Annotated in this window: 27 protein-coding genes; 16 read left to right on the plus strand and 11 right to left on the minus strand. The window is 46.6% G+C overall.

Features of this window, described 5'->3' with window-relative positions; translation table 11 throughout:
* Positions 1-80 precede the first annotated feature (80 nt).
* The 4 genes from K7B07_RS26755 (at position 81) to K7B07_RS26770 (ending at position 3,384) form a co-directional block, all read left to right on the plus strand.
* On the plus strand, positions 81-434 hold the full coding sequence (locus K7B07_RS26755) for an ArsR/SmtB family transcription factor (RefSeq protein ID WP_223713636.1): 354 nt from the start codon (positions 81-83) through the stop codon (positions 432-434).
* Positions 409-900, plus strand: coding sequence for an SRPBCC family protein (locus tag K7B07_RS26760; RefSeq protein ID WP_223713637.1), 492 nt, complete (start codon positions 409-411; stop codon positions 898-900). Before K7B07_RS26755 ends, K7B07_RS26760 begins: the two co-directional genes overlap by 26 nt.
* 77 nt (positions 901-977) lie before the next feature.
* Complete coding sequence (locus K7B07_RS26765) at positions 978-1,781, plus strand: alpha/beta fold hydrolase (RefSeq protein WP_223713639.1); 804 nt, start codon at positions 978-980, stop codon at positions 1,779-1,781.
* 322 nt (positions 1,782-2,103) lie between these two features.
* Positions 2,104-3,384, plus strand: a complete 1,281-nt coding sequence (locus K7B07_RS26770; protein WP_223713640.1) for a DEAD/DEAH box helicase — start codon at positions 2,104-2,106, stop codon at positions 3,382-3,384.
* A gap of 43 nt (positions 3,385-3,427) precedes the next feature.
* Here the strand turns inward: K7B07_RS26770 and K7B07_RS26775 are convergent, their stop codons facing one another.
* Positions 3,428-4,486 (minus strand): fatty acid desaturase family protein, encoded by a 1,059-nt coding sequence (locus tag K7B07_RS26775; protein ID WP_223713641.1) that lies wholly within the window; start codon positions 4,484-4,486, stop codon positions 3,428-3,430.
* 292 nt (positions 4,487-4,778) lie between these two features.
* Here K7B07_RS26775 and K7B07_RS26780 point away from each other — a divergent pair, with 292 nt between their 5' ends.
* Both K7B07_RS26780 and K7B07_RS26785 read left to right on the plus strand, forming a co-directional pair.
* Positions 4,779-4,994, plus strand: a complete 216-nt coding sequence (locus tag K7B07_RS26780) for a hypothetical protein (RefSeq protein WP_223713642.1) — start codon at positions 4,779-4,781, stop codon at positions 4,992-4,994.
* A gap of 167 nt (positions 4,995-5,161) precedes the next feature.
* Positions 5,162-6,232, plus strand: a complete 1,071-nt coding sequence (locus tag K7B07_RS26785) for a 3-oxoacyl-ACP synthase III family protein (RefSeq protein WP_223713644.1) — start codon at positions 5,162-5,164, stop codon at positions 6,230-6,232.
* A 196-nt stretch (positions 6,233-6,428) separates the two neighbouring features.
* Here the strand turns inward: K7B07_RS26785 and K7B07_RS26790 are convergent, their stop codons facing one another.
* Together K7B07_RS26790 and K7B07_RS26795 are read right to left on the minus strand one after the other, a co-directional pair.
* Positions 6,429-6,677 carry a hypothetical protein gene (locus K7B07_RS26790; RefSeq protein ID WP_223713646.1) on the minus strand — a complete coding sequence of 83 codons (249 nt, stop codon included), beginning with the start codon at positions 6,675-6,677 and terminating at the stop codon, positions 6,429-6,431.
* Positions 6,678-6,701: 24 nt separating this feature from the next.
* Positions 6,702-6,977, minus strand: coding sequence for a hypothetical protein (locus K7B07_RS26795; RefSeq protein ID WP_223713648.1), 276 nt, complete (start codon positions 6,975-6,977; stop codon positions 6,702-6,704).
* Positions 6,978-7,607: 630 nt separating this feature from the next.
* On the opposite strand from K7B07_RS26795, the gene K7B07_RS26800 reads away from it, so the two are divergent.
* From K7B07_RS26800 to K7B07_RS26810, 3 genes are read left to right on the plus strand one after another with little or no spacing between them, the layout of a single operon-like run.
* Complete coding sequence (locus tag K7B07_RS26800) at positions 7,608-7,880, plus strand: RNA recognition motif domain-containing protein (RefSeq protein ID WP_223713649.1); 273 nt, start codon at positions 7,608-7,610, stop codon at positions 7,878-7,880.
* A 50-nt stretch (positions 7,881-7,930) separates the two neighbouring features.
* On the plus strand, positions 7,931-8,188 hold the full coding sequence (locus tag K7B07_RS26805; RefSeq protein ID WP_223713651.1) for a short-chain dehydrogenase: 258 nt from the start codon (positions 7,931-7,933) through the stop codon (positions 8,186-8,188).
* A gap of 46 nt (positions 8,189-8,234) precedes the next feature.
* Complete coding sequence (locus K7B07_RS26810; protein ID WP_223713652.1) at positions 8,235-8,672, plus strand: cold shock domain-containing protein; 438 nt, start codon at positions 8,235-8,237, stop codon at positions 8,670-8,672.
* 273 nt (positions 8,673-8,945) lie between these two features.
* Here the strand turns inward: K7B07_RS26810 and K7B07_RS26815 are convergent, their stop codons facing one another.
* Positions 8,946-9,347 carry a MerR family transcriptional regulator gene (locus K7B07_RS26815; RefSeq protein ID WP_223713653.1) on the minus strand — a complete coding sequence of 134 codons (402 nt, stop codon included), beginning with the start codon at positions 9,345-9,347 and terminating at the stop codon, positions 8,946-8,948.
* 101 nt (positions 9,348-9,448) lie between these two features.
* On the opposite strand from K7B07_RS26815, the gene K7B07_RS26820 reads away from it, so the two are divergent.
* The 5 genes from K7B07_RS26820 (at position 9,449) to K7B07_RS26840 (ending at position 12,025) form a co-directional block, all read left to right on the plus strand.
* Positions 9,449-9,934: a TlpA disulfide reductase family protein gene (locus K7B07_RS26820; protein WP_223713654.1), complete on the plus strand. Its 486-nt coding sequence runs from the start codon at positions 9,449-9,451 to the stop codon at positions 9,932-9,934.
* Between the two features lie 2 nt (positions 9,935-9,936).
* The gene (locus K7B07_RS26825; protein WP_223713655.1) at positions 9,937-10,551 is read left to right on the plus strand and encodes a thioredoxin family protein; all 615 of its coding nucleotides are present in this window, start codon (positions 9,937-9,939) and stop codon (positions 10,549-10,551) included.
* Between the two features lie 20 nt (positions 10,552-10,571).
* Positions 10,572-10,910: a YnfA family protein gene (locus tag K7B07_RS26830; protein ID WP_223713656.1), complete on the plus strand. Its 339-nt coding sequence runs from the start codon at positions 10,572-10,574 to the stop codon at positions 10,908-10,910.
* Between the two features lie 80 nt (positions 10,911-10,990).
* Entirely contained in the window at positions 10,991-11,347 is a 357-nt protein-coding gene (locus K7B07_RS26835; RefSeq protein WP_223713657.1) for a hypothetical protein, read from the plus strand.
* A gap of 312 nt (positions 11,348-11,659) precedes the next feature.
* Entirely contained in the window at positions 11,660-12,025 is a 366-nt protein-coding gene (locus K7B07_RS26840; protein ID WP_223713659.1) for a DUF2200 domain-containing protein, read from the plus strand.
* 114 nt (positions 12,026-12,139) lie between these two features.
* Here K7B07_RS26840 and K7B07_RS26845 read toward each other — a convergent pair whose 3' ends face one another.
* The 6 genes from K7B07_RS26845 to K7B07_RS26870 form a co-directional block, all read right to left on the minus strand.
* Positions 12,140-13,102, minus strand: a complete 963-nt coding sequence (locus tag K7B07_RS26845; protein WP_223713660.1) for a DUF4407 domain-containing protein — start codon at positions 13,100-13,102, stop codon at positions 12,140-12,142.
* Positions 13,099-13,674, minus strand: a complete 576-nt coding sequence (locus K7B07_RS26850; protein WP_223713662.1) for a hypothetical protein — start codon at positions 13,672-13,674, stop codon at positions 13,099-13,101. The genes K7B07_RS26845 and K7B07_RS26850 overlap by 4 nt, the downstream gene beginning before the upstream one ends.
* A 31-nt stretch (positions 13,675-13,705) precedes the next feature.
* Complete coding sequence (locus K7B07_RS26855; RefSeq protein WP_223713663.1) at positions 13,706-13,999, minus strand: HNH endonuclease; 294 nt, start codon at positions 13,997-13,999, stop codon at positions 13,706-13,708.
* Positions 13,968-15,080: a type I restriction endonuclease gene (locus K7B07_RS26860; protein ID WP_223713665.1), complete on the minus strand. Its 1,113-nt coding sequence runs from the start codon at positions 15,078-15,080 to the stop codon at positions 13,968-13,970. Before K7B07_RS26860 ends, K7B07_RS26855 begins: the two co-directional genes overlap by 32 nt.
* Before the next feature lie 142 nt (positions 15,081-15,222).
* A complete protein-coding gene (locus tag K7B07_RS26865) occupies positions 15,223-15,726 on the minus strand; it encodes a thermonuclease family protein (RefSeq protein WP_223713666.1) in 504 nt (167 codons plus the stop codon).
* A gap of 54 nt (positions 15,727-15,780) precedes the next feature.
* Entirely contained in the window at positions 15,781-16,680 is a 900-nt protein-coding gene (locus K7B07_RS26870; protein ID WP_223713668.1) for a hypothetical protein, read from the minus strand.
* Between the two features lie 268 nt (positions 16,681-16,948).
* Between K7B07_RS26870 and K7B07_RS26875 the strand changes: the two genes are divergently transcribed.
* Both K7B07_RS26875 and K7B07_RS26880 read left to right on the plus strand, forming a co-directional pair.
* Positions 16,949-17,410 (plus strand): MarR family winged helix-turn-helix transcriptional regulator, encoded by a 462-nt coding sequence (locus K7B07_RS26875; protein ID WP_223713669.1) that lies wholly within the window; start codon positions 16,949-16,951, stop codon positions 17,408-17,410.
* 53 nt (positions 17,411-17,463) lie between these two features.
* Positions 17,464-17,970 (plus strand): transposase, encoded by a 507-nt coding sequence (locus K7B07_RS26880; protein WP_223713670.1) that lies wholly within the window; start codon positions 17,464-17,466, stop codon positions 17,968-17,970.
* 98 nt (positions 17,971-18,068) lie between these two features.
* On the opposite strand, the gene K7B07_RS26885 is transcribed toward K7B07_RS26880, so the two are convergent.
* Positions 18,069-19,370, minus strand: coding sequence for an esterase-like activity of phytase family protein (locus K7B07_RS26885; RefSeq protein WP_223713672.1), 1,302 nt, complete (start codon positions 19,368-19,370; stop codon positions 18,069-18,071).
* Positions 19,371-19,429: the final 59 nt, after the last annotated feature.

The raw sequence follows: 19,429 nt of genomic DNA on the forward strand, positions 1-19,429 counted from the left end.
CCGGGATCTCCGGGCCGGGGATAAAAAATTTGCGCAATCAAATAATTGCGCTTATATTTGCAATCATTTAGTTGCATAATATGATTATCAGAAGAGATGTTTTCCAGGCCATTGCAGACCCCACACGGCGACAGATCATCGATCTGCTCGCAAAGCAGCCGCTCCATGTAACTGCCATCGCGGAACGATTTGACGTAAGCAGACAGGCGGTATCGGTTCATGTAAGGATCCTTGCTGAATGCGGGCTCCTGACGGTCACACAAAAAGGCAGGGAACGTTATTGTAACGCACAGCTGGACAAACTGGGGGAAGTCGCTTCCTGGACGGCACAATACAAACAATTCTGGGAAGGCCGGTTTTCCGCCCTGGACAATTACCTGGATACGATAAAAACCAAAAAATCCAAAAATGCAAAACGAACAAAACCCGGCTGATACAGCACAGGAAGTAAGGATCACTCATGTTTTTAATGCCGACCCGGAAACCGTCTTCCGCGCCTGGACAGACCCCGGTCAGCTTGCAGCCTGGTATGCACCGGAAGGTTGTACCATAGCATTTAAAAAGATCGCTGTCAGAAAGGGAGGAGGATTTCATTCCTGTGTTCACAATCCCGGGCACAGTGATTGCTGGTGTAAAGGAACCTATCTTGAAATAGACCCGCCCCGGAAACTCGTATTCACGGCGGAAGTTACAGACGAACAGGGGAACGACATCGACCCGGTAAGTGTGGGTATGCCTGCAGGCTGGCCTGCCAGAACAATGGTAACGGTCGATTTCAGACCGATTGGTGCACAAACTGAAGTCACTCTGCACCAGACAGTGGCTGCGCCGCTTGCTAAGTCCACCGGCGCCTTCAACGGCTGGATCGAAATGTTCAACCGTCTCAATCAGCAATTATGAACCGGTTCCTGCTGCCGGCCCTTCTCCTCCTGTGCCTCATCGCCTGTAACACCGCGCCGGATCAAAAAAACAATATCATGCAGCACTCAGAAAATGACAGCCCCTTCTTCCGGAGCGGCTACTCCGATGTAAACGGCATCAGGATGTACTACGAACTGTATGGCACCGGAAATCCCCTCGTGCTCATCCATGGCGGCGGTTCCACCATACAGACAACTTTCGGAAGGGTGATCCCCCTGCTGGCCCGGCACCGGCAGCTTATTTGTGTGGAGCTGCAGGCCCATGGCCGCACCGGGGACCGCAACACCGGGTTGTCTTTTGACCAGGATGCCGATGATGTGGCGACCCTGTTGCAGCATCTTTCCGTTAAAAAAGCGGACCTCTTTGGATTCAGCAACGGGGCCAATACCGCACTGCGGATCGCTATCCGGCATCCGCAGCTTTGCAACCGGATCATTGCCGGGTCTTTTCTGCTCAAACGCGACGGAACCACACCGCAGTTCTGGGAAGCGATGAAGAAAGCAACTTTTTCCCAGATGCCGCAGCAATACAAGGATGCTTTTCTCAGTGTTACCCCGGATACCGCAAAACTGCGGAACCTGTTCCAACGCTGTGCCGACCGTATGAACGGATTCAGGGATTTCAGCGATACAGAAATAAGATCGATAAGGGCTCCGGTGCTCCTGGTAAACGGAGACAGGGATGTAGCAGGTCCCGGGCATATAATCACCCTGTCAAAACTGATCCCTCATGCCCGTATTGCCATCATTCCCGGTGGCCACGGAGCTTATATCGGCGAGATTACGGCCCTCCAACCCGGGGATACCCTTTACCGGTCGTTTGTGCCCATTGCTGAAAAATTTCTGGACGGGAAGGATTGATCATTCATCCGGAGCCCGCAGCCCATTTCACAGAAAAGAAAAATATCCATCCCGGCGGGGAGGCCGGGAGCAGGGCTGTTACCAGGCCTTCGCTTACAGATCCCGTTTATTTTTCCCGGTGCAGCCGGACACGCCTTTAAAGAATAAAATCGTTAAACCCGGTGAAACTGCGTATCTTTGCGCACTTTATGTTATTCCTGCACTGCATTTGTTTCCTTCCTTCTCCGTTCAAATATAGTGGCTGCTTAACGTAAGACAGGTATTGCATCAATAATCCTGTTGCTGCTGTTATCTGGATTTATTCATCTTTAATTTTATTCAATTGTCGTTTAATAATCTGCAGCTTATTGCTCCGATACTTAAAGCATTAAGCCATGAGGGGTATACCACTCCCACTCCCATACAGGAAAAATCCATACCGGTGATCCTTCAAAAAAAAGACCTTCTTGCCTGTGCACAAACGGGCACCGGTAAAACCGCCTCCTTTGCCCTGCCGCTGTTACAACTGCTGTACGGGCAGAAACAGGAGCCCTCGCATAACCCCAAAGTGCTGGTACTGGTGCCAACAAGAGAACTGGCCCTGCAGGTATCAGAAAGTTTTACCGCCTATGGCAGGTACCTGCCCTTGAAACAGGTAGTCATTTTTGGCGGTGTATCACAGCACAACCAGGTAAGAGCATTGCAACGGTCCGTGGATGTTTTAATTGCCACCCCCGGCCGGCTGCTGGACCTGATCAACCAGGGTTATCCACTGGTAGAAGCGATCAGCTACCTGGTACTGGATGAAGCCGACCGCATGCTGGACATGGGTTTTATCCACGACGTAAAAAGGATCCTTGCCCGTCTGCCGCAGCAGCGCCAGACCATTTTCTTTTCCGCCACCATGCCACCGGAAGTACAAAAACTCTCCGACGCGCTGTTAAAGCAGCCTGTAAAAATAGAGATCACTCCGCCGGCAACAACAGTAGATAAGATACAGCAGTCCGTATATCATACCGAGAAACCGAATAAGCCCGCCCTGCTCCTGCATGTACTGCAAAATGCAGGCGCGGAGTCCACACTGGTCTTTGCAAGAACAAAATACGGCGCAGACAAGATCGCCAAGAGCCTGAACCGGTCCGGCATCAGCGCGGCAGCCATACATGGCAACAAATCGCAGGGTGCCCGGCAAACCGCACTTGGCAATTTCAAAACAGGAAAAATAAGCGTACTGGTTGCCACTGATATCGCCGCAAGAGGCATTGATATCGATGGTATGGGTTATGTGATCAACTATGAATTACCCAATATCCCGGAGACCTATGTACACCGCATCGGACGCACCGGACGCGCCGGCGCCAGCGGCATTGCTGTTTCTTTCTGTGATGCAGAAGAGCAGCCTTACCTGAAGGACATTCAAAAACTGATCAATAAAACCATCCCGGTAGTTAAGGGGCATCCTTTTGAACCGGCATCTCCGCAACGTACAGAGTCCGCTCCGTCGCAACCGGCTGCGGATGAAAAACGGAAACAGCACTGGAAGCCTAAGAAGACGGGGCATTTCCATAACCGGTATAAAAAACCGGGACAGAAAACACCGGCAATGCGGGGCGACGACCGATAACCAGTACAGCATTTTGTAAACGTACCCCAGACCGGCCCCGGGCTTATATTGCGGAAGCAGCAGGGATCCTCCGGGTGCGTTCCCGCATCAGCCGGATGGCCTGCTCCCGGGTTTCAAACATATTGTTGATGTTGACCAGGTTTGCAGCCAGCTTATTATACTGCTTGGTCATCAGGTAATAAAAAACATGCAGGTAATGGATTCCGTCAAATACAATCGCTTTCTGCCGGGCGAACTCGTCTTTCCTTTTTAAAAATTCTCCGGGCATATCGGTATAATGCATTCCCGGCCGCAAGTGATGTATAATGTGGTAGCCATCGTTCCAGCAGGTATGATTATAGGAAGTATTAATACAGTTGATCGAATTCGTATAAATATTCTCCGGATCGTTGTCGTCGATAAAAGAATGCTGTGTCCAGTTGCCAAGCATCATCACAAACCGGGCAAACAACAAAGGCAGCACCAAAACCATCAGCGTTGCCTTCAGGTTTACAAAGCAGAGCAGGACACAGGCAACGATATAACACCACTCCCCGAGCGTCAACCGGGTATAGAGCCTTTTTCTTTTCCGCACATACAGGTACTGGAATGTTTGTATAACGCCCAGGAAAAGAAAATTAAAAAAATAGGCCAGAAAGCTCCGGAAGCTGTCGCGCTGGTAGCGCATCGTACTGCTGGAGTCGGCTTCATTATTGTTCTCCACATGATGCATGCCCATATGATGACTAAAATAACTTTCCGGTGTATGTCCGAACAGCGGGCACACAATCCAGCTGATATACCCGTGTATTTTTTGCTGATAGGCCGGTTTAAACATTTTCCGGTGGCACATACAGTGAAACATCAGACCAAACCGGCCTTTAAAATAGAATTGTGCAAAATAAAAATAGATCGCTGCAACAAGCCACCAGACCCAACCGGTTAAAAGCGGCGTGAATAACAACACGGCTACGGGCAATATAAAAACATGGATCCGTGAAAGCAGGTACAGAAACGGAAGGTCTCTCTTATCATTCATAAAACGGAGCCAGAGCTTCTCATAGCTGTTAAAACGGGTCTTGTGCGTGTAGGCAGGATCAGTTAACGCAGATAAAATTTTCATTCAGACTTATAAAAGGATAATTAAATGTGCTGCAATATAGTCTTATAAACCGGCACATCCGGAATTTTATAGCGACCGGGTGTTAAATATTCCCCATTCTTGTGTTTAAGGCTTTACTCAGTGCCGCTAAATGACAATCCACCTCAATACTTAAACTATTTGTCATTGCCGGTGTTATAAACTTGTATATAGCTAACTGGTTCGTTCTGAAGGTTGTTCCAAGCCTGCAACCGCCGTGGTGTAATGATTTTCTGGTTATTTCACGTTATTAAACTCATTTAAAATGCCTGATATGCCCCACTCCAGCAAAACAGCCCTAACGGTGCTTCTTGAAAATGTTGAGATGACTGCTTCGAATATCTGTTTTACCGGTGATGCCATCGCAATGCTGGAAAATTATACCGTCAAAGGCGCCGTACTGAACCTGGACGACTGGCACTGGCATGCAGAACAAAGAGGCGGTCTTACATTCTATATCATCACCAGCCTCAAGCAGGCAGACTCTTAACAACTGCTGCCATTTTCCGATTATGACAATATTTAGCCGAAGCTCTCAAAAATAAATAGTACATTCAGGAACTGTTATTTACTTCACTGATTGTTCTACTGTTTTCTGGTAAGGCAACCGTATAGTAACCCTGACGCGTATTTAGCTTTACTCGAAAAAACGACAACATGAAATTTGCTTCAATCATCACCGGATCCGGTGCGTATATACCCGGCGAAATATGTAAAAATGACGCGTTTAATAGCAACACCTTTTTTGATGCGGCCGGCGTCCCCATTCCGGCAGACACCGGTGTTATCATCGATAAATTCCAATCCATTACGGGTATCAGCGAAAGACGTTATGCCCCTGCGCATATCAATACCTCTGATATGGCCGCTGCCGCAGGCTGGCAGGCACTAACAGATAGCGCTGTTGATCCTGAAACACTGGATCAGATCGTGGTGGCCCATAATTTCGGAGACGTTACCTATGGTACCATTCAGTCACAGAATGTGCCGGCGCTGGCCAATAATGTAAAGCATATCCTGGGCATCAAACGGCCCGAATGCATCGCCTATGATGTGTTGGTGGGCTGTCCGGGCTGGCTGCACGCCATGATCCAGTCGCACGCCTGGTTTACAGCCGGTATGGCCCGCAAGGTGCTGCTGATCGGCGCGGAAACATTATCCCGCGTTATTGATGCATCCGACAGGGACAGCATGATCTTTTCAGACGGTGCCGGCGCAGTTGTAATGGAATACAGACCCGCAACTACCGGCAATGCAGGAATACTGAGCTGCTGCGCGCAAACACATAGCATAGAAGAAGCAGACTATATCAACATGGGCAAAAGTTACCGGCAGAACGGGGACAATACACTCTATATAAAAATGAAGGGCCGGAAAGTATATGAGTACGCATTAAACCATGTGCCGCTTGCCATGAAGGAGTGCCTTGACAAAAGCGGTATCCACATCAGTGAAGTGCATAAGATCCTCATTCACCAGGCAAATGAAAAGATGGATGAAGAGATCATAAAGCGTCTTTACAAATTATACGGCGCCACTCCCCCTCCGGATGTAATGCCCATGAGCATCCAGTGGCTGGGCAACAGCTCGGTAGCTACCGTTCCAACCTTATACCACCTGATACGGCACAATAAAATTGCAGGACATGAGATCCCGGAGGGGGCCATCATTCTTTTTGCGTCGGTGGGCGCAGGAATGAATATCAATGCGGTCTGTTACCGGGCCTGACAAAGATCCCAGCAAACAACATACAGGATTATGCTGCCCTGGCGGTGACCTGTTTCCGGAAACCAATGCTTCGTTGAAAATGAATTCCGTAATTGCGGCATATACAACAGCTGCCACAGCAGCAATACCCTGCCTGTTACGCGGCTTATTCCTCCTCAGCATCCAGGATAAACGCCCGCAGTTATTAACCGGTGCCTCACCCGGCTGTTACCAGTTTTAAAAATCCGTCCCCGTAAAAAATACGTGCCAGGTCTTCATTTCCCGTCTTTTCATATTCGGCAATCCGTCTTTCATCCACAATACGCCAGAAATTTTTCAGCTTTAGTTCATTGTAATCTGCTGCTTTTATAAACAGCCCTTTTACCGATGCGCGGCTTTTAAACCGGATTTCAAATACAGGAGGATCCTGCTTTTGTACCGCCCCGGCAATTTGTTCGTATGTCATACGTAATGGTATTGGATCCGGGATCTATTCTGAAACAAAAACATGCCATCGCAACCAGTTAAAAACAGACAATTCACTCTTAGCCCCTTCAGGCACACCGGAATGGATCTTTTGTTCAATGATCTTCCCTTCCCGCAGGGTAAACCGGTCCTCGAGCGAAGCATAAAAATTGATGAGGAACAATACCTGATCACCGTTGTTTTTATCAAAGCTTCTCCTGCTGGGCTGTCCTTTGAACACATGCTCTCCACTGGCCCAGCTGTAATGTTTGTGTATCAGATCCTGTTTTTGAAAATGCATGGCATCTTTTTAAAAAGTTATCAACTACCACAGGCAGGCTTTCAACAAAGCGGACAGCCGTCCGCTACAACTGCACAAACGTTATCACCACAAAAAACCGGCACCATTCTCTCCTGGTGCTTCAGCTGATTCCGTATAAAAACGACCGAATACCATTTTCACGATGGCTGATCATAAAGAAGCAAAAACCACCTTCCCGGTCAGGCTTTCCGGATAAACCCTGACTGTTTGTTTATATTGATTTGGCTTAACTACAGAAAGATGAACCATCATTTAAAAACGGGAACAAAAAAGCAACTCCCGATTCATCGCAGATCTTCTGTACTCTATGAAGATAAGCTATTTACCTCATATTGTGGTAAGTTTTTTTCAGCCGGTCCCGCCCGGCAGGCAGCGGAGTTCCGGGCATCCGCAACCAGCAGCGGCATTTCAATACAACACCGGCTAACCGGTTGTTACTAATGCCGTTGAATACCGTAAAAAAACAAAATAAGGGCTATATCCTCCTTTTTTTGTATCTTTGCACGGTTAGTTTGAGTACTGCTCTATGTAAGCACATGCTTTTCAGCTTTTCCGCTTTATATATTTGCCTCTTCTCGAATCATTTATCACTTTATTAAAATTAAAACAATGAACATTTTTGTGTCCAATCTTGGGTACAGCTTCAGCACTGAAGATCTGAACGATTTATTTGCAGCCTATGGATCTGTTGATTCTGCACGCGTAATCACCGATAAATTCACCAAGCAAAGCCGGGGTTTTGGCTTTGTAGAGATGCCGGATGAGGCTGCAGCCCTGAAAGCCATCAAAGACCTGAACGGCTCCATGCAGGACGGACGTTCCATCAAAGTAATGGAAGCCCGGCCGAAAGAAGAAAAAAGCAGCTATTCCAACCGCTGGTAAGTGGTAAATGCCGGTTCAGTATTAAAAGACGTTTAAAAAAGCAATATATTATGGATGTACACGCGATAGAAAAATTTTTGGCCTCCGCTACTAAAAATACCGGGGCAGTAAACATTCACTTTAAAGACCGTTCTACTGTAACCGGCATTTTTATTAATTCACGCGATTATGAAGAGTTAAAGGCCAAAAACTTCTGGCGGGTAGTGAGCTCAAAAAACCTGCAGCAATGGGAGCGTACCAGAGATGTTAACCTTTCCCGCTTATTCAGCGGCTCCGGGTTCACCCGTCTCAGCGCTGCCACCAAATAGCGGATTACAGTCACATTAAACTATTTATTTAATTTAAAACAATCGAATGGGAGAAACCTGGAACAAAAGAGAAAGAGAACAACGTAAAAGAAACGCAAAAAAACAAAAAGAAGAAAAAAAACAGGAGCGCAAGGAAAATTCCGGTAAGGCAAAAAGCCTGGATGATATGCTGGCGTATGTGGATGAGTACGGAAACCTTTCCGCAACACCGCCTGAACGGAGGCCGGTAAAAACGGAAGACATCCCCCCTGTTGTTGCCAACACCCGCGAACTGAATGCCGGTGATACGACCCGGAAGGGCCTGGTCACTTTTTACGACAGCAATAAGGGTTACGGCTTTATCAAGGACAATGTTACCAAAGAAAGTTTTTTTGTACACATTAACTCATCGTCCGTGCAATTGCAGGAACAACTAAAAGTGGCTTTTGAAATTCAGAAGGGACCAAAAGGCATGGTGGCTGTGAATGTTACGGCAGATGCCTAAGACGGCCTGCAACACTATTACTGCAATGCATTCCGCATAACTATCAAATTTAATGGGTCGCAACAGCGACTCTGGTAAGTGCTTGCCCTTCTTCTATCTGGTTTCATTAAAAAATTTCGGCCTCGGGCGTCCATAAAATTTTCAATTGACAAAGGGAGAATACGCCCCGGGGCCTCTCTGTCATAAGCCGCAAATCCGCCTCCCTCCTGAACGGGTAGGCAAATCCTTCCGGGGCTGTAATCACTGACAATCACATTTCCCTACGGTACGGCTTTATAGAGAATTATCAGATATGATTATCCGACAGTTTTCCCGCGGTCCTGAAGGACTACAGCATTTTTTAACACCGTTGATCAGCTGGTTCCGCAGAACAAGCATGTCTTTTATCCGTGCATCCAGCAACCCGATCTTCCTGTGGATCATTTCCCTTACATTATCACAAGTGGCCTCATTCGTTTCGATCATCGACAGTACCTCAGCCGACTCCTTCAATGTAAAACCAAAGTTCTTAAGTCGCTTTATGGTTAGCAGCCGCTCCAGTACGGCTTCGGAATATTCTTTATAGTTGTTGTTACGACGCTCTTTCCGGGTCACAGAAATCAGCCCCTCCTTCTCATAAAAGCGAATCGTATCACGCGAAAGACCGGTTCGCGCCACCAATGCTCCTATTAACATAAAATTTCAAAGTTTTTACTTGACCGTAGACTATACTCCATGGTTTACCTTTGTAAAGGTAATACGTTCAGCCGCTTTTATTTTATTATAAATCTTATAACATGCGTCCCCTTTTCTTATTACTTTTTCTCATTTGTATAACCGATTCAGGAAAAGCCGGAGCACAGTCGGTGCCCCCGATAAAACTGAATACCCTGAACACACGCATCAACAATGGCAGGGATACCGTCTTTATCATCAATTTCTGGGCTTCCTGGTGTACTCCCTGCCTCAGAGAGCTGCCGCATTTTGAAACATTCAATAACCGGTTTAAGCAAAGCAAAGTCAAAGTTCTTTTAGTGAGTCTCGACTTTAAATCGGACCTGGACAAGACTGTGCTTCCCCTGGTTAAAAAACTGGAGTTGAAAAATGAAGTATTCCTGTTGGATGAATCCGATGCACAAACCTATATGAACAATATTGATACCGCCTGGTCCGGAGCACTACCTGCTACCCTTATTGTGAACAAAGCAAAAAATAAACGAAAGTTCCATGAAGGAACATATGACTTTAATGATCTTGTGAAAATTTATCACCAAAATAAATAACGATGAAAACGACGATTCTTTTACTTACACTATTCCTGGCAGCTTTGGCAAATGCCCAGATCCGTCCCCTTGCACCCGGCAGTATTGCGCCCGATATCAGGTTAACCAATACCAATGAAAAGGTGGTTGGCTTTGATGACTTTCCAAAAGCAAAAGGATTCATTGTTGTGTTCACCTGTAATACATGCCCCTATGCAAAGGCCTATGAACAGCGCATCATTTCGCTGAATGAAGAATTCAGTCCGCGCGGTTATCCTGTAATCGCTGTCAATCCCAATGATCCGGCCATTTCAAAAGGAGACAGTTTTGAAAACATGAAAGAACGTGCCAAAGAAAAAGGCTATACATTTCCCTACCTGTTCGATCCTGGTCAAAAGGTAACCAACCTGTACGGCGCTGCCAAAACCCCGCATTTATTCCTAATAAGAAAAAATAAGAGCACGCTGGTAATCGAATACACCGGTGCGATCGATGATGATCCGCAACAGTCGAACGCCGCACACACGAACTACGTAAGAGAAGCCATCAATGCACTGGATGCCGGCAAGCAGCCGGCCATTACAGCTACTAAGGCCATTGGATGTGGTGTGGCAAGACCCAAAAACAATAACAATTAATCAATCATTCGTTCAGGATCATGCTTATTATAAAATCCTTATTCATCTTTATTCTGGCGGGCATCTGTGAAATTGGCGGTGGTTATCTCATCTGGCTATGGCTCAAAGAAGAGCAGCCTGTCTGGTACGGTATCCTCGGCGCCTTTATTCTTGCTTTTTATGGTGTGGTGGCTACATGGCAACCCTCCAATTTTGGCCGGGTGTATGCTACTTATGGTGGTATCTTTATTGTACTTTCCCTGCTATGGGCATGGAAAATAGACGGGTTTAAGCCGGACCGTTATGACATTATCGGCGGATTGATTGCATTGATCGGAGTTTGCATTATCTTCTACGCACCCCGCTCTGCCCAGCAATGATCATAAAAGGTCTTTTGCTGATTTTTCTGTTTGCTGCTACTGCGGGATACCGCGAAATGTTGCGGCCTAAACAAACCGACATGGCAAAAAATAAAATCACTACCCCCTGTTCAGACAGTTGCGATAACAGCGATCAGCCACAAATCATGGCCTGTAAGTTAACCAGCCAGGAAATGCAAAGAAGGAAGATGACGGTCATTGAACGCTTAAAAAAACAGGTCATTAAAAAAAGAGCATTGAAAAATGGTTATGCCTATCAGTTTAAAGGCAGCGATGCCGTTGTGGATGAGCTGACGGAATTTATAAAGACAGAGCGGCTGTGTTGCGATTTTTTTGACTTTGAATTAAAAATTGCCGGAAATGCAGCTGTCGCCTGGCTTGCAATCACCGGCCCCCGGGGTGTAAAGGACTTTATCAATACCGAACTTGGGCTATAGCCGCATACAGGAACAACAATTGCCTGCCCAGATCGATGCTTCGGCCGTATTCCGGGAACAGCAAGGGCTATACTGTCTCCAGTTGATTCATCGCAAAATCCGCAACCGCATCGCATTTTGCCAGGTGAAAACCAAACGAACATGCGCTTTTATGCGACATGGTGAAAACGAGCCGTCACAGGCCCTAACCTGAAGAATATTTTGTAAATTGGCAGTGCGCTTTCGAAAAGACCGGCGGCGATACATAAAGCAATCTGCTGCGGATCACGTGGAAGTTGAATTGATAAAAAGAGCACTGCTAAAGCACAAGACATGAACAATTCCAATACCCAGGATCAGCGTATCGCAAAAATGATCTTCGCTTCTGTTTATCCCATGTATGTTGATAAGGTGGAGAAGAAGGGCCGGACCAAAGAAGAATTGCATCAGGTCATAACCTGGCTGACCGGCTTTAATGACCGGAAGTTGCAGCAGCTGATAAAAGACAGGGTAACATTTGAGGACTTCTTCCGGCAGGCTTCCCTGAATCCCAATGCCCGGCTTATTACCGGGGTGATCTGTGGCTACCGCGTAGAGGAAATCGAAAACCCGCTGACACAGCAGGCCCGGTACCTGGACAAGCTGGTGGACGAACTGGCGAAGGGCCGGAAAATGGAAAAGATCCTGCGCAGTGCGTAGGCCCTGTTCAGTATTGCTGCAAAAGCGGCAGTCGGATACCTGTAAATCACAAGGAGGTACAATTACAATGTCCTGCCGGACAAAATTCAGCGCTCCCGAACACTGCCTCCTGGATCATTGGGTTAACTGATTCAATGTCTTTATTTTCTGATTCAATTGATGCTCTACTACAAGATCGTAATCGGATTTTGTATCGTTGATTTTACTGGCCACCACAAATAATTCGAGAAACATTAAAAATGCAAAAAGGATGGAATAAAAAAACAATGCCACCGGTCGTTCCGATAATATCTCTATAATGGCATTCAACTCTTCCAGGAAGCCCTGGCTGGATTTCAAATCCTGTCTTAATGAGGCCTCTGCTTTTAATTTTTCTTGCGTGTACGCTTCTTTTTGATTCCGGAACACAGTCAGGTTCTGTTCGTTGATTTCAGTTTCTTTTATTTTTGGATTAGGAAGCGGCGTGATCGACACCGTGGTCTGAGGTCTGGTAGCATAGCTCCCGTCACCACGTCTGACCTGTATATTGGTCGTGGTTTTCGAAACTGATGGTATTGTTGGCCGCCTTGCTACTTCTTCGTGCAATGCCAGATTCTTTTTATCCAGCGAATCAATCTCCGTTTGAAGCTCCTGTAACTTTTTATCGATGATCATCAACCGGTTGGGCAGCTGCTCATTAACCTGCCGGTCCACGATCTGGATCATTTTCTTTTCAATATCATCTTTAAAAATGATCTGATCCAGAATAGCGGATCCGAGAACTGCCATAATAAAAGCAATCACCAGGCGAAAAATGCCCAGCCATTGACTTTTACCAACTGTAAGAATGATCTGGCGCTCAATTTGAATAATGATCAGCACAAAAATAAACGCCGTTAGAATACAGCCCCACAGGGGCGCATTGACATACCGTTCGGCAAAGGAATAGCCGATAAACGACCAGAGAATCATCAGGATCAAAATTGCCGAGGAATATTTCTTCAGCTGCTTTTTGCTGGCTTCCGTACAGGTGCCCAATATGCGATAGTTCCAGCCCGTTAAAAAACAGCCGATTTTTGTCCACCAGTCTTTCTTCATAATGAAGCGTCTATTTTTAAATTGTGTAAAGAGAGCGATGCCAGTCCCCGGGTGAATCCCACTTCATACGATTTAAAGATCCCCATCATGTATAAGGCCCCTTTATCGAGATCTTCTTTCATCTTCTTCAACTCCTCCACATGTTTTTCATACGTATTTTGTTTTGACCTTAACAACTCCACAATATCTGTTAAACCGGCCTGTCCGCGGGAAAGTATATGAAAATCAATATCCCGCAGCATGTCTTCATACTTTAGAAAAACCTGTTTGAATTTTATCTCCAGGTTGCTGCGGACAATGTCCAGGTTTGCCGCTTTATAGGACTGATCCGGATTTGTCAAAGCATCATTATAGGCTTTATTTTCATAGTCTTCTTTCAAAAAACCATAGATAATATCGATGGGCAGTTTTGAGCCGAACACCACAGAATAAGTAGCGCCGTTTTCTTCCACCGGATCAGAATCATCAATAAAATCAGATTCTTTTATTTCAGGAAGTGTATTACTTCTTGCTTCATCAGGTATTTCCGCCGGAACAGGTACCTGCTTTCTAAATAGATCAAAAAATCCCATCGCTTAACGTTGTTTAGGCTGTTTGTAATTATTAAATGTATTTTATCGGCACCTCATACCGGTAGTGCCCGCGGCTATGACAGCTTTCGCACAAGGTGATTAGTAAGTCGTCGCTATAATCCCAGGGATCGGCATGTTTTTGTAAGCGTTTAACAAAATGATACTGCTTGTGGTGTACATGCAGCTTTCCTTCCGTTCTGGCACAAATCACACATTTGTTCTTGTCCCGGCGCAAAATCCGTTTCCGTTTTTCGATCCAGCGGGGATCAAAAAGCTTTTCTCCATAATAGACTTTATCTTTCATTGGATGGTTCCTCCGTCTCATTTTTTTGCTGATAATGATCTGCGGTGGCCAACAGCTCCTTGCGGTACTGGTAAATATCATCCAGTGATGCCAGTAGTTTTCTCTCTCCGTTATCCTTCCCCCTGTGGAAAAGCTCCAGGTATTTTTTGGAGAAATTAAAATGCAGCCGCGCCAGTGGTTTCCGGTTATTATCGTCCAGCAAAATGCCAAAATACGACTGCGTATCCCTGAATGCGATCCGTGTTGCCGGCACTACTTCCCGCAGAATGGCTTTTACGATCTGTGAACCTTCTATTTCTTCCTCAGTAGTGATCCACTTCAATCCTTCCGGGTTCTCATCAACCGGCGCTACTTCGCGGGGTTCCTGTTTGGAAGGGTTTTTCTCATTAATATTCAATGCATTTTTCAGCCTGAAATTAATGGACTCATTGATCGCATTTGATAAGGCGCGTTTGGTGTATTCCTTAAAACTGTTCAGCCGGGATGCCGTCAGGGATTTATCAAAAAAACGGTTTACCAAAAGTTTTACCAATTCATCGGACGGGTCTTTCAGTTCTTTTTCGAACTCGTTGCGGATGGCTTTAATATATTTCAGATCTTCCGCTGAGTCCAAAATACCCATAAGATTGTAGCCATTCTTGGTAAATTTTTCAAGGAGCCGGATGCTGGAATCCTTCAGGTTAGCCAGCTCCAGGGTAAAAAACGGTTTATCATCCATAATATTCGGCCGTTCCAGGTCGGCGTAAAAATTGTAGACCAATCCATTCGTCAGCACCCCGAACCGGGACTTGGAAACATGATAGTAACGGTGCAGCTGGGAATTGTGCGCATCCACGCTTTCTTTCCAGTGTTTGCATTCAATGATCAGAACGGGCGCTCCGTCTTTTTTGATCACGTAATCAATTTTTTCGCCCTTCTTTGTTCCGATATCGCAAATGTATTCCGGGATCACTTCGGTAGGGTTAAAAATATCGTAACCGATTGCCTGAATAAACGGCATCACAAAAGCATTCTTGGTAGCTTCTTCGGTATTGATCTGATCTTTCAGCGCATCCACTCTTTGATGCAGCTGCTCCAGCTTTAGTTTTAAGTCATTCTCCATTTTATGCGGTTGTATTATGAATAAACTTTTTTGGCAACAGCAAACCCGGTAACATCCCGTATCATGCTACCGCTAAGATAGCCTGCCATTTGCTGCTTCGTTTACGGGAAACCGTAATCCGTAACACTGTTGATTCAGGCCTTTACCGGTGACGCCAGTTCCAGGGTGCCACGGGGTTCTCCGCCGCCCAAAGCCCCTTCCGTTGCTGCCTTGCTGCTGTCTCCAGTATCGCATATGCTGTGTCACCGGAATATTTCTTAAAATGCCAGGCAAGGCCATTCCTTACCAGTTCCTTATTAAGGTTCCGCCCGTCTTCCAGGATCACTTCCGCAATCAGCCGCCTGTTCCGGTCGTACCGGTTATAATGAATAAGCCTGACATATTTTCCAAAGCATAGCCCGGCAACAAACTGTTTTGCCTGGTTCCCAAAAGGCTGTTTCTTTTCGGGGCAGTCGATATGAGCAAACCGAACCACCTGTTCCCTGCCGTTCATCAGCAGTACAAATGTGTCTCCGTCTTTTACGCCGGTCACCTTATAGCAGGTTCCATACGTTGTCTCCCTCAGCCTGCTGCTGTCTGTCCGACCAGAGGACTCCCTGCATCCGGTCAAAATCAGGAATAAAGCAGTTATATACCAACACATCATTGAATTTTCAGGAACGATATTATACATAAAAAACGCCCGCTTGTGATACCGCCGTTATTTCAGCGGAAGGATATGTTTTTCATAGATATGCTCGGTTAAAGGGCTCAGGCTTCGTTCTGTATACACCGGATGCTCCCCTTTTCTTGTATAAAATTCTATGCCGCCGTTGAGTCTTATATAGGACATCCGGTTAATATCTGCTTCAGTTATCGTATCCGGTCGCGTCACTTTCCTGAAATGGAGCAGCTTTACCGTATCAAGCGGTATCACCAGGGCTCCGTACACTTTTTGATTGCAGGGTATTTGCTGGTAATGATCGCCGGTCCAGTACATGCAGGCGTCTTCCTTTGAATGATCCCACGTGATATAGCGGTAACCAGGTATCCCCAGCAATGCCAGCACAGAAATTATTAAAGGAGCTGTTCTGATTTTAAACCGGAACCGGGGTTTAACCGGCGCTTCCGGTTTCGCCGCAAACACTTCCACCTCCTCTTCTTTATTCCCCTCCATTGTATTATCCTCCTGCACTTCGCCAACCGGTTTGTGCTCTTCCTCCGGCACAGCCACTTCCATAACCAGTTCATCCAGCTCGCGGATGCCATTTTTTTCCCAGCTTGTATAGGGTCTGGGTTCAAAACCGGTCAGCCAGGCCAGCAATTCAATATTTTTTTCGTCGGTTCTGATCTTTGGATTGTTTATAAAATTGATCAGAGGCCGGAACTTGTCGATGTCAAAATTTTCGATGATACGCGGATACGTCCTCTCATCGCCGGTCTTTCCAAAAAAATTCCGCAGGGTCTGTTCATCTTTCCGCTGCCATTTCTCGGTACATACGATCCGGCATTCATCTCTCAGCCGGGCCGGAGTTGGCGCACTAAGATTTAGATGCAATATACCGGAGCTTTTTTTTTGTTCATAATCCTGCAGTATCTGGTCGATGTAATCCTTATACATACGGCAAAGATGGCAACGTATAAAATAAAGAATTTACGGGTTTCCGTAAAGTGATCGAAGAAGTAAATATGCCTGCAGATGGTGCTTCTTTTACGGATTCATCCCCAACCGGTGTCACCGGGCACCACAATCCACCCGGTACCTGACCGGGGTTACTCCTGTGTTTCTCTGGTAGCTGAAACAGGTCCGGTCTGGCTCAGCAAAAAAATCCGGGAGAATAAAAAATTCTATTTATCTTTATAATCAAGATAATTAATCATAAAGATATATGCAGGAACCCGGAACTGAAAACCTAAGCGACCTGGGGAGGGAGATCTCCGATGTAACGCTGCTGATGCATACCGCCATTGCACGAAGTGTTGGCCTGACGGGAGTTGACCACAAATACCTGAGCCTGATCCTGCGGCGGGGACCGCTTACAGCAGGCGAACTATCAGCATTCACCGGTCTTACCACTGGCGCAGTAACCGCCATGATCGACCGGCTGGAAAAGAAAAAGCTTGTCAGCCGGTCATTTGACAAGGCGGACCGGCGGAAAGTGCTGATCGCTGCCAATGAAGTCAGGGCCCAGAAGCTGTTTACGCAATCCAATCAGCAACTGAAAACAAGAATAGAAAAACTTATTTCGACTTATGACAAAAAGGAGGTCCGGCTGATCGCAGGCTATCTCCGGTCCTCTATCGAAATCATGCAGACATTGATCCGGGAACTCAACGAAAACAACAAATAAACCACATGCCGGTACTGCTGTCTGCGGCGGCATCGGCGCTAAATCGTTTTACCATGACCAACGTTAATATGGAATACCTCTCAAGAGCCGAAGCAGGGCTACTGGTGACCATCCTCGCCTATTTTTTACTGAACGGGGCACAGCTTTTTGAAACGGCGGTACTTGTTCCCAAATGGACCGCCGCTCCTCCGTTGTCTTTTCAGTTCTTCAAAAAACCCTATGGTGCCGATCTCAAGACCTTCTGGATCATCGCACACTCCATCCACGAGATAACATTCATCCTGGCCATTGCTTTTTGCTGGAAGATCGGGCCGGTAAGGAACGGACTCCTGCTCCTGTTTGCCGTTCACTTTGTTCTGCGCGCATGGACCCTCCTCTATTTCGCACCCAATATTATCGAGTTTCAGGCTATCGCAAACGGCAAACCTTCCGGCGCCGATCTTCTGAGCCGGACAAGGCAATGGAGGATCCTGAACTATATCAGGGTAGGTATCTTCTTTGCCGTATCATTTGGACAAATCCCTTTGCTGGTCAAACTGGCGGGTCTGAAAAACGCATAGCTGCGGCCGGGACCGTCCGCGCATATTCTTCTTTTTCCAGGTGTCCCTGAAAAGGATGAGCCACTGCCTCCCCTGATATGCATCCGGCAAGCAGCCGGTCAGTAAAGCGGTTTAGAGAGCTTTATAAAATAAATACTGTTCCGGTCAACTTTATTTGTAAAAGGAAGAATTTTTTGCTGATATATTTTGTCGGCCCCCGTTATTCCAAAGTCATCGTCATTTGATACAGCAATCAGGGAAGGGTTGATAATCGCAAGTCCTTCTGCTTTATCATGCGGATATACTGTACTGATATCTTTCATCAAATCGGCAACCAGTGTTTTTGTCACAGGCACAATACCGTTGGCGGCCAGGCTGGCGGCATCTTTCAGTTCTTCGACGGTCTTCCCGCCAAACAGTTTCCCGTTGGCTCCGTTCGCCGGATCAGAAATATCAGTAGCTCCGCTGAGGCTTATCTTAAACAGCTTCTTGAAAACCGTTGTCCGGTTTGCAGCGGTTGCGAACTGCCCGTCCCGCTCCAGTACCAGGAAATTGTTATTATCAATTGCCGCTATTTCGCTGACAGCCTGCAACGACCAGTTATCCATCATATAAACAAACTGCTTTGTATTGCCTGTAGCAATATCAAAGGTCAGGATGCGGATCGCAAGAGAATTTGTTATCGCAGCAGAAGAGGGATTATACAAAGGAAATTGCATAATACCCACCAGCGTTTTTCCATCAGGTGTAATGGTCAGCCCTTCCATCCCCCTGTTGGGGCGGCGTTTTGCCAGTACCAGCGGCAGCTTTTTGCTCCCTGTGGAAAACGGGTTTATCTTCTCAAGTGTTTTGCCGTTCCTGTCCACATGAATGATATGCGGCCCATACTCATCACTGATCCAGAAACTGCCGTCGGGAGCCAATGCCATCCCTTCCGAATCTATTCCATCCTCGCTGGGCTGAAGTTCCTTTCCATTCAGATCAAAGGGGTTTTCCCCTGTAGCACCGGCATTCAAAGGATTGGGTAACCCGTTAAGAGGGGCGCCGCTGCTGTTCTTCAAAAGGATCGTTGATTCCTGCACCAGCGAATCACCTTTCAACCGGAATTTTCCGATCTGGGGAACAAAACCGGGGTCCGCGATCATAATGCTGTTAGTGGCAGCTTCCGCTACATTGGGCCCTCTATCCGTTAACAGGTAAAACACCGACCGGTCATAAGGATCCTGTGCCAGGGATGAACCATATCCTCCGTTATACAAAGTAATGTTGTTGGGCGTAACCGTTAATACTTTTGGGTGTTTATCTTCTGCAACATCGGGATAAGCCGGGGCGGGATTATCATTTCCCGACCTATTTTTTTTGCAGGCAGCAAATGCCATCACCGTAAGCAGGCTCAGGCCCAGACTGATCTTTCTATTCATTTGGCTTGAAAATTTTCAGTAAAGCAACTGCCGGTCTGTTACATTATCGTTAAAGCATC

Source organism: Niabella beijingensis (genome assembly GCF_020034665.1).
Taxonomy (GTDB): Bacteria; Bacteroidota; Bacteroidia; order Chitinophagales; family Chitinophagaceae; genus Niabella; species Niabella beijingensis.